The sequence below is a fragment of the Shewanella sp. SR43-8 genome, from assembly GCF_014163775.1.
GTDB lineage: Bacteria > Pseudomonadota > Gammaproteobacteria > Enterobacterales > Shewanellaceae > Shewanella > Shewanella vesiculosa.
The window spans coordinates 226,016-233,818 of record NZ_JACJDX010000011.1 but is presented as its reverse complement, the minus strand read 5'-3'; the positions used below and the strand labels follow the sequence as shown (position 1 = coordinate 233,818).

The 7,803-nt window shown below is 41.4% G+C and carries 9 protein-coding genes; 2 read left to right on the top strand and 7 right to left on the bottom strand.

Going from position 1 to position 7,803, the window contains the following annotated elements; genetic code table 11:
- The first annotated feature begins 165 nt into the window (after positions 1-165).
- Together H5114_RS15755 and H5114_RS20745 are read left to right on the top strand one after the other, a co-directional pair.
- Complete coding sequence (locus H5114_RS15755; protein ID WP_259395312.1) at positions 166-888, top strand: phage integrase N-terminal SAM-like domain-containing protein; 723 nt, start codon at positions 166-168, stop codon at positions 886-888.
- Positions 889-896: 8 nt separating this feature from the next.
- On the top strand, positions 897-1,079 hold the full coding sequence (locus H5114_RS20745) for a tyrosine-type recombinase/integrase (RefSeq protein WP_404948362.1): 183 nt from the start codon (positions 897-899) through the stop codon (positions 1,077-1,079).
- 83 nt (positions 1,080-1,162) lie between these two features.
- Here the strand turns inward: H5114_RS20745 and H5114_RS15750 are convergent, their stop codons facing one another.
- The 7 genes from H5114_RS15750 to H5114_RS15720 form a co-directional block, all read right to left on the bottom strand.
- On the bottom strand, positions 1,163-1,933 hold the full coding sequence (locus tag H5114_RS15750) for an ABC transporter permease (RefSeq protein ID WP_182723427.1): 771 nt from the start codon (positions 1,931-1,933) through the stop codon (positions 1,163-1,165).
- Positions 1,933-2,868 (bottom strand): ABC transporter ATP-binding protein, encoded by a 936-nt coding sequence (locus H5114_RS15745; protein ID WP_182723426.1) that lies wholly within the window; start codon positions 2,866-2,868, stop codon positions 1,933-1,935. The genes H5114_RS15750 and H5114_RS15745 overlap by 1 nt, the downstream gene beginning before the upstream one ends.
- A 67-nt stretch (positions 2,869-2,935) precedes the next feature.
- Positions 2,936-3,466, bottom strand: coding sequence for a hypoxanthine phosphoribosyltransferase (hpt, locus tag H5114_RS15740; protein WP_124017377.1), 531 nt, complete (start codon positions 3,464-3,466; stop codon positions 2,936-2,938).
- Positions 3,467-3,473: 7 nt separating this feature from the next.
- A complete protein-coding gene (locus H5114_RS15735) occupies positions 3,474-4,133 on the bottom strand; it encodes a flavin prenyltransferase UbiX (protein ID WP_124017376.1) in 660 nt (219 codons plus the stop codon).
- Between the two features lie 26 nt (positions 4,134-4,159).
- Entirely contained in the window at positions 4,160-5,599 is a 1,440-nt protein-coding gene (gene mpl, locus H5114_RS15730; RefSeq protein WP_182723425.1) for a UDP-N-acetylmuramate:L-alanyl-gamma-D-glutamyl-meso-diaminopimelate ligase, read from the bottom strand.
- Between the two features lie 97 nt (positions 5,600-5,696).
- Positions 5,697-5,999, bottom strand: a complete 303-nt coding sequence (locus tag H5114_RS15725) for an AzlD domain-containing protein (protein ID WP_124017374.1) — start codon at positions 5,997-5,999, stop codon at positions 5,697-5,699.
- Positions 5,996-6,835 carry an AzlC family ABC transporter permease gene (locus H5114_RS15720; RefSeq protein WP_310736397.1) on the bottom strand — a complete coding sequence of 280 codons (840 nt, stop codon included), beginning with the start codon at positions 6,833-6,835 and terminating at the stop codon, positions 5,996-5,998. Before H5114_RS15720 ends, H5114_RS15725 begins: the two co-directional genes overlap by 4 nt.
- Positions 6,836-7,803 lie beyond the last annotated feature (968 nt).

Below are 7,803 nucleotides of genomic sequence, written 5' to 3'. Positions count from 1 at the left end.
CATGAAACCAATCAACAAATTCGCCCCAACTTGTAGGGTAATCTACACCAGCTTTTAATAAATACGATGAAGTTTTCATCACTACATATTGACACTGGTGGCGCTAAATGGATAGCCCTTATATATATACAGCTATAATGTCAGTTTGAATCAAAAGGAGTTGATATGTCAACATCACCATTTCTCGAGTCAATTCGTACCGAACTTCGCACTCGTCGTTACAGTATCAAAACAGAGAAAGTATATTTATATTGGATAAAGCAATTTATCCTTTTCAATGACAAAAAACATCCTCAAGACATGGGTAATGCCGAAATTGAGCGTTTCTTAAATCACTTAGCAGTCAATCGGCAGGTAAGTGCTGCAACACAAAACCAAGCTTTATGCGCAATTATTTATGTATATAAACATATTATTCGAAGAGAGATATCAGATTTACGTTATTCGTTTACTAAGCGGGAGCAGTCCATACCGACAGTGCTAACCCACGAGGAGGCTACAAACATTATTAGCCACCTTTCTGGCCAATATTGGTTAATTGCATCACTTCTATATGGTGGAGGATTACGAATAAATGAGGCATTAAAGCTAAGAATTAAAGATGTAAACATACAGAATAATACGTTATTTGTTTTTAGAGGCAAAGGTAAAAAAGACCGTTATACATTATTGCCAAAATCCTTAAGCCATTCTTTGGATAACCAATTTAGTATCGTAAAGGCGCGCCACCTGCACTATTACGCAAATATGGTAATGCCGCTAAAGATTTATCTTGGCAGTATGTTTTCCCCTCATCGACGCGCTGTACACATCCATATGATGGCTATATTTGTCGTCATCATATTCACGAAACAACATTTAGAAAACAATTGCGCAAAGCAGTATTAATCAGCTAAATACCGAAGCAAGTAAAAGCACATACCTTTAGGCATACGTTTGCGACTCAACTACTGAAAAATGGTACCAATATTCGTAATGTTCAAGAACTATTAGGCCATTCATATCTTAAAACGACTGAACTGTATACTCATGTTATAGGTTCTCGCTTTAGTCATACTACCAGCCCAATAGATAGATAACGCCCATAAAAAAGGACTCTTATGAGCCCTTTTACACTGAGATGATAACAACCGCTTTGGCTGCGGCTTACCGCCTATGAGACTTAGCTACGCAAACCAATTCCGCGCGAAATCAAATAGTAAGCTACTGCCCACAAGCTGACGCAAAAGCCAACCATGATGGCGATAGATAACGGTACACTAAGGTCGGCAAAACCTAAAAATCCGTAGCGGAATACGTTAATCATGTATACCACAGGATTTAAACCCGATACACCTTGCCAAAAAGGTGGCAATAACGATAACGAGTAAAATACACCGCCTAAGTAGGTGAGTGGCGTAAGAATAAAGGTCGGGATAATACTGATATCGTCAAAGCTTTTGGCAAACACGGCATTAATCAAGCCACCGAGTGAGAATAACACTGAGGTTAAAAACATGGTGATAACGACCAAGCCAACATGATGTAAGGAGATATCAACAAACAACATCGCCACTGTGGTCACAATTAGGCCCACGCATAACCCACGGGCGACACCGCCGCCGACATAACCAGCTATCATCACGTAATGCGGTACTGGAGCCACCATGATTTCTTCAATGTTGCGTTGAAACTTGGCGCTGTAAAACGATGAGGCCACATTAGAGTATGAGCTGGTGATCACCGACATCATGATTAAACCAGGAGCAATAAACTCCATGTAGGACACGCCGCCCATTTCACCGATGCGGCTACCAACTAAGTTACCAAAAATTAAAAAATATAACGTCATGGTAATGGCTGGCGGCACTAGTGTTTGGATCCAAATACGGGTGAAGCGATTAATTTCTTTGGTTAAAATACTTTTAAAAGCCACAAAATACAGACTTTTCATTATTTTGACTCCTTGGCTTTCTCTACCAGCTCTACAAACAATTCTTCTAGACGGTTGGCTTTATTGCGCATCGACAAGACTTCGATATTGGCTGAAGTAAACTGAGTAAATAACTCATTAATATTATTCGATTTGGCCACATCGACTTCTAAAGTATGTGCATCAGTTAAGCGGCAATTCATATTGGTTAACTGAGGGGCAACATCGAGATTATGACGTAAATCGAAAATAAAGGTTTCAACATCTAGCTTGCTCAATAATGCCTTCATGGTGGTGCATTCCACCAGCAAACCGGTATCGATAATACCAATGGTGCGACACAGCATTTCGGCTTCTTCAAGGTAGTGTGTGGTTAAAATAATCGTCACACCTTGTTTGTTAATTTGCTTTAAAAACTCCCACATTGAACGACGAAGTTCAATGTCGACGCCAGCTGTTGGCTCATCTAATATTAGTAATTTAGGTTCGTGCATTAACGCACGTGCAATCATTAAACGGCGTTTCATGCCACCAGACAGTTCGCGCGCTTGAGCATGGCGTTTTTGCCATAAATCAAGTTGGGTGAGATACTTTTCAGCACGTTGTAATGCTACGGCTTTTGGCACGCCATAGTAACCCGCTTGGTTAACCACAATTTGTTGCACGGTTTCAAACTGGTTAAAGTTAAATTCTTGCGGTACTAACCCGATACATAACTTGGCATGTTCGAGATCTTTATCTATATCGAAACCAAATACCGAAACCGTGCCAGCGGTTTTCTGCACCAATGAGCTGATAATGCCGATGGTGGTAGATTTACCTGCACCATTGGGGCCAAGCAAAGCAAAGAAGTCACCTTGCTTTACCGTCAAACTAATTGACTTAACGGCTTCTACACCGCCTTTATAGGTTTTTTTAAGGTTATCGATCACCAATGCATTGGCGTTATCGGCCATATTGAAATCCTCAACTTACAATGAAAAAAAACTCCCACATCGGCGGGAGTTTATAAATTATGTTTGCTTAATCCAGTGGTACAACTTTAGCGATATAAGGCAAGTTGCGGTATTGCTCTGCGTAGTCGATACCGTAACCGACAATAAACTCGTCAGGAATTGTGATACCAATAAAGTCGACGTGTACATCAACCTCGCGGCGTTCTGGCTTATCTAATAAGGTACAAAGCGCTAAACTTTTTGGTTCGCGCAGTAGTAACATCTCGCGCACTTTATTTAAGGTGTTGCCTGAGTCGATTAAGTCTTCAACAATTAACACGTCACGGCCAGAGATATCAGACTGCACGTCTTTAAGCACTTTAACGTCGCGTGAGCTAGTGGTTGAATTACCATAACTTGATACTGCCATAAAGTCGATTTCAACATGGCCTTTGATGCGGCGACATAAATCGGCCATAAACACTACAGAACCTTTTAATAGGCCAACCATTAATAAGCGTTCACTGTCAGCGTAATGAGCATTAATGCGTTCAGCTAACTGGTCTAAAGTTTTATTGATTTCTTGCTCAGAAATCATCATTTCAATGGTGTGCTTCATAAATCTCTCAATTGTCGATGTCGTGTGACTGAGTACGTCCGTATCCCCAGCGACTCGTTAAGTCGTGTTCAATACCCAAATGATCAAGTATTCGGGAAACCATGAAGTTTACCAGATCTTGAACCGATTTGGGATTATGATAAAAACCTGGTGCCGCTGGCATGATGGTCGCACCATTGCGTGTAAGGCTTAACATATGCTCTAAGTGTATGGCACTAAAAGGAGTTTCACGCGGAACAAGGATTAACTGCCCACGCTCTTTTAATACTACGTCTGCTGCTCTTTCGAGCAAATTATTACTCATTCCAGTGGCGACAGCAGCTAATGTGCCGGTTGAACACGGACAAATCACCATTTGTTTTGGTGCCGCACTGCCTGATGCTGGCGGCGAAAACCATTCATCTTTACCTAACACCACTAATTCGCCTTTTAATGGCTCATCAGAATTATGCAGTTGTTCAAGTAATTGAGCCTTGGCTTTATCTGGATTTGCGCTCAGTTGTAACCCATGCTCGGTGGCTAACACCACACGTGCTGCGCTGGATACCATTAAAAAAACTTGGTAATCAGCCGCGAGCAAGCATTCAAGCAACTTAATACCATATGGTGCGCCAGATGCGCCAGTCCAGGCGAGACTAATTGCTTTGGCTTTTTTGGCATAGGCCATGTTGTACCCTCTATCGGCTAAAGCCGTTACGCTAGAGCCTTAATTATTTTCTGGTGAATACCATTAAAGCCACCATTACTCATAATGACCACGGTATCACCTTTATTGGCGGTGGTGGCTACTGTGTTAATAATGTCTTCTATATTGTTAAACACAGTCACAGGAAGTGGCGCATTAGCCATACTGGCATGAATGTCCCAACCAATATTGTCCGCTTGATATAAGTAGCCAACATCAGCCAATACCATCGAATTGGCCAGCGTATCTTTATGTACACCGCTTTTCATGGTGTTCGATCGCGGCTCTAGCACTACAATAATCTTGCCATTGGCATGATCACTGGAAGCCACTTTGGCCCTTAGCCCTTGCAAGGTGGTGGCAATAGCGGTTGGATGATGAGCAAAATCGTCATACACAGACACCCCATTGACGGTAGCCAATAATTCTAAACGACGCTTAGGTGGACTGAACTGTGTCAATGCCTCTATAGCATGGCTTGGTGCTACGCCAACATGACGTGCCGCAGCGATAGCCATAATTGCGTTTTCGATATTGTGCTGACCTATCAATGCCCAGTGTAATATCCCTTGTGACTCGCCCTTAAACAGCACTTCAAACACATGGCCGTCGTCGGCAATAGTACGCGACTGCCAGGCACTTGGTTCACCTTGGCTTGCTAAAGGACTGTCTGAATGATTAGCTATATCTGTGGCTAAGGTTGGCGATTTAGAATAAATTTCTTGTTCGCTCCAACAGCCCATATCAATCACTTGCTGCACAGCTTCAACATCGCTAGGCCAAATAACCTTACCTTCGCCCGGCACAGTGCGGATAACATGATTAAATTGACGTTGAATGGCTGCGAGATCGGCAAAAATATCGGCATGATCAAATTCAAGATTATTGATCACTAACGTGCGTGGATGGTAATGCACAAACTTAGAGCGTTTATCAAAAAAGGCACTGTCGTATTCGTCGGCTTCAACCACAAAAAACACTGAGTTACCTAAACGGGCTGACACGCCAAAGTTTTGCGGCACACCACCAATTAAAAATCCCGGCTCGTAGCCGCAGTATTCTAAAACCCACGCGAGCATGCTGGAGGTAGAGGTTTTGCCGTGAGTACCCGCTACCGCTAATACCCAACGGTCTTGCAAAATATGTTCAGACAAAAACTGCGGCCCAGAAGTGTATTTAATACCACGGTTTAATACCGCTTCTACACATGGATTACCGCGACTCATGGCATTACCAATAACCACTAAATCAGGTTGATTATCGCCTTCTTTGCCTAATTGAATGGGATCAAAACCTTGGATTAGCTCAATACCTTGTTGCTCAAGCTGGGTGCTCATCGGCGGGTAAACGTTAGCATCACTGCCGGTTACTTTGTGGCCCATTGCGCGGGCTAGTAGGGCTAAACCGCCCATAAAAGTGCCACAAATACCTAATATGTGTACGTGCATATTCAACTCTAATTGGTCCGTAATATGGCGGTTATTCTAATCTATTGCGCAACAGAATGTCAGTTAACAATGATTGAAATTAATCTAGGATCTGTTGCTAATACAAAATAAAAAACAGTCCCATACTGAGTACGGTTGTGAGTAAGGTGTTGCGGGTAACGTAAGCCAGCACTGTGGCCACCAGAGCACACGTTAAATAGGGGTTATATACACTAATAGCAAGTTGGCCTTCGGGCACAAACACAATTGGCGCTAAGATAGCGGTTAATACCGCTGGGGCTGAATAGCTTAAAAACGTTAAGGTATTTTTACTTAAACGAATAGGCAATTTAGGTTCTAACAACAAGTGTCGACTGATAAACACCACCGCCGCCATGGATAAAATAATCAGCCAGATCATAGCTTGTGATCCTTATTTGCGGTCACTGAAGAAGTAGATTCAGCGGTATTCGAATTAGCGATAACAGAATCAATGTTACTCGAATCAACTCTAGCCGAAACCACAACGTCTTCGTTAGTCAATTTGGCGTAAGTCATGCCTGCTGCCATGCCCGATATAGCCGCAATTAATAGCCCGGCTTGAATCGCAAATACTGCGCACACGACAGCTAAGGTAAGCGACACCAGGACACACACTAATATTGATGGCTTTTTTACTGTGGGGACTACGATGGCGATAAAGGTGGCAGCGATGGCAAAGTCGAGTCCGAGTTCGCCTAAGTTGTCGATAGACTGCCCTGCGACAATGCCAAGCAAAGTAGCAATATTCCAACCAAGATAAAAGGTTAAGCCGCCGCCCAAAGCATACCAGCGATCAAACTGATGTTGCACTGGCGAGTCGCCTTTATGAGCTTGATTGGCGATAGCAAACAGTTCATCTGTGAGTAAAAAACCTAAGCCTAAACGCCATTTAAGGGGTAAAGGGCTTATATGAGTGCGCATCGCCATGGCATACAGCAAATGTCGAGAGGTGATCAGTAAGGTGGTGATCAAAATGCTGCTAATACCAATACCGGCTTTTATCATACCGAGTGCAACCAACTGGGCACTACCCGCAAAGATAATTGCCGACATCGCTTGGCTTTCAACTGGCGTTAGGCCCACTTCCAGTGCAAACGATCCGGCGAGTATCCCCCAAGGGATCACCGCAATCGTCAGCGGCATAACGGCAAGCGCACCAGCTAAAAACGATTTAGTTTTGGTGGGGGTAACAGAAGTTAACTCAAGGGTGTCCACGTTATATCCTTATTGACTGATATTGTTATTCCCTCAAATACAGCTTGATAGGAAACAAGAAGATTAGCTTAACGTGAATAAGTTAGTAAAGCCCTTGAAATATGATCATGAATCTTACCAGGGTATCAGTTGATCTATAACGTTTTTAGCTGTGATTAATCGCTCGATGAAATATACAAGTATGAGCGTTATTCACTGGTTCAAAACATAGTATGTAGCATAGGTTTTAAATGCTAAATGCAGCAATACCCAACTCACTAACGCAGGCACTCATGTGTAACCACAAGCTTAACCACAACCAAGCAATAAAAAACCAATATTTAAATTAAAATCAATTACTTATAAAAAAATGACGACAAAAGAAGATTGCTAACAAATTTCCAAGATTGGTGGCAAGTAATTGATGCTTTAATACTGATTTAACCTGTTTTTAAGCGGTAATTATCACACCACTACATTAGCTCAGCCTTAAGTAACGTTTATGATAAAATGACTCACCTCATATTTTTTGCTATAAAAAACATTAAATATAGTATGTAGATTTTTATATTCATCATTTACATTTATCAAATAGTATTAGTCGCGACGATATTACCCAAAAACGTTTTGCACTTCTAAGTTGCAAAAAAACATATATTTTATATTCAAATTTAGTATCGAGAAAAAACAAACGCCAAATTATACATTTATGCAATTAACTAAAAGTCTCGCATGAACGACTTTTAAACAAGTAAAAAATATACACAAAAAGGAATTACATTAAATGTAATTCCGATACGTATTAAATTCGAGTATATAAATCGAAAAGTGAAAAACACATGTTGGATTAAATAACTAACAAAGCAACCTAGGCTATCGTGAACAATGTGATTGAAAATATCATTTATTAAAAAACACCAATAACCGCCTACACCAAAGCCAATTTTTACTCAATAAGCATTAAGAAGTAAAACTATCAAGAAAACTCA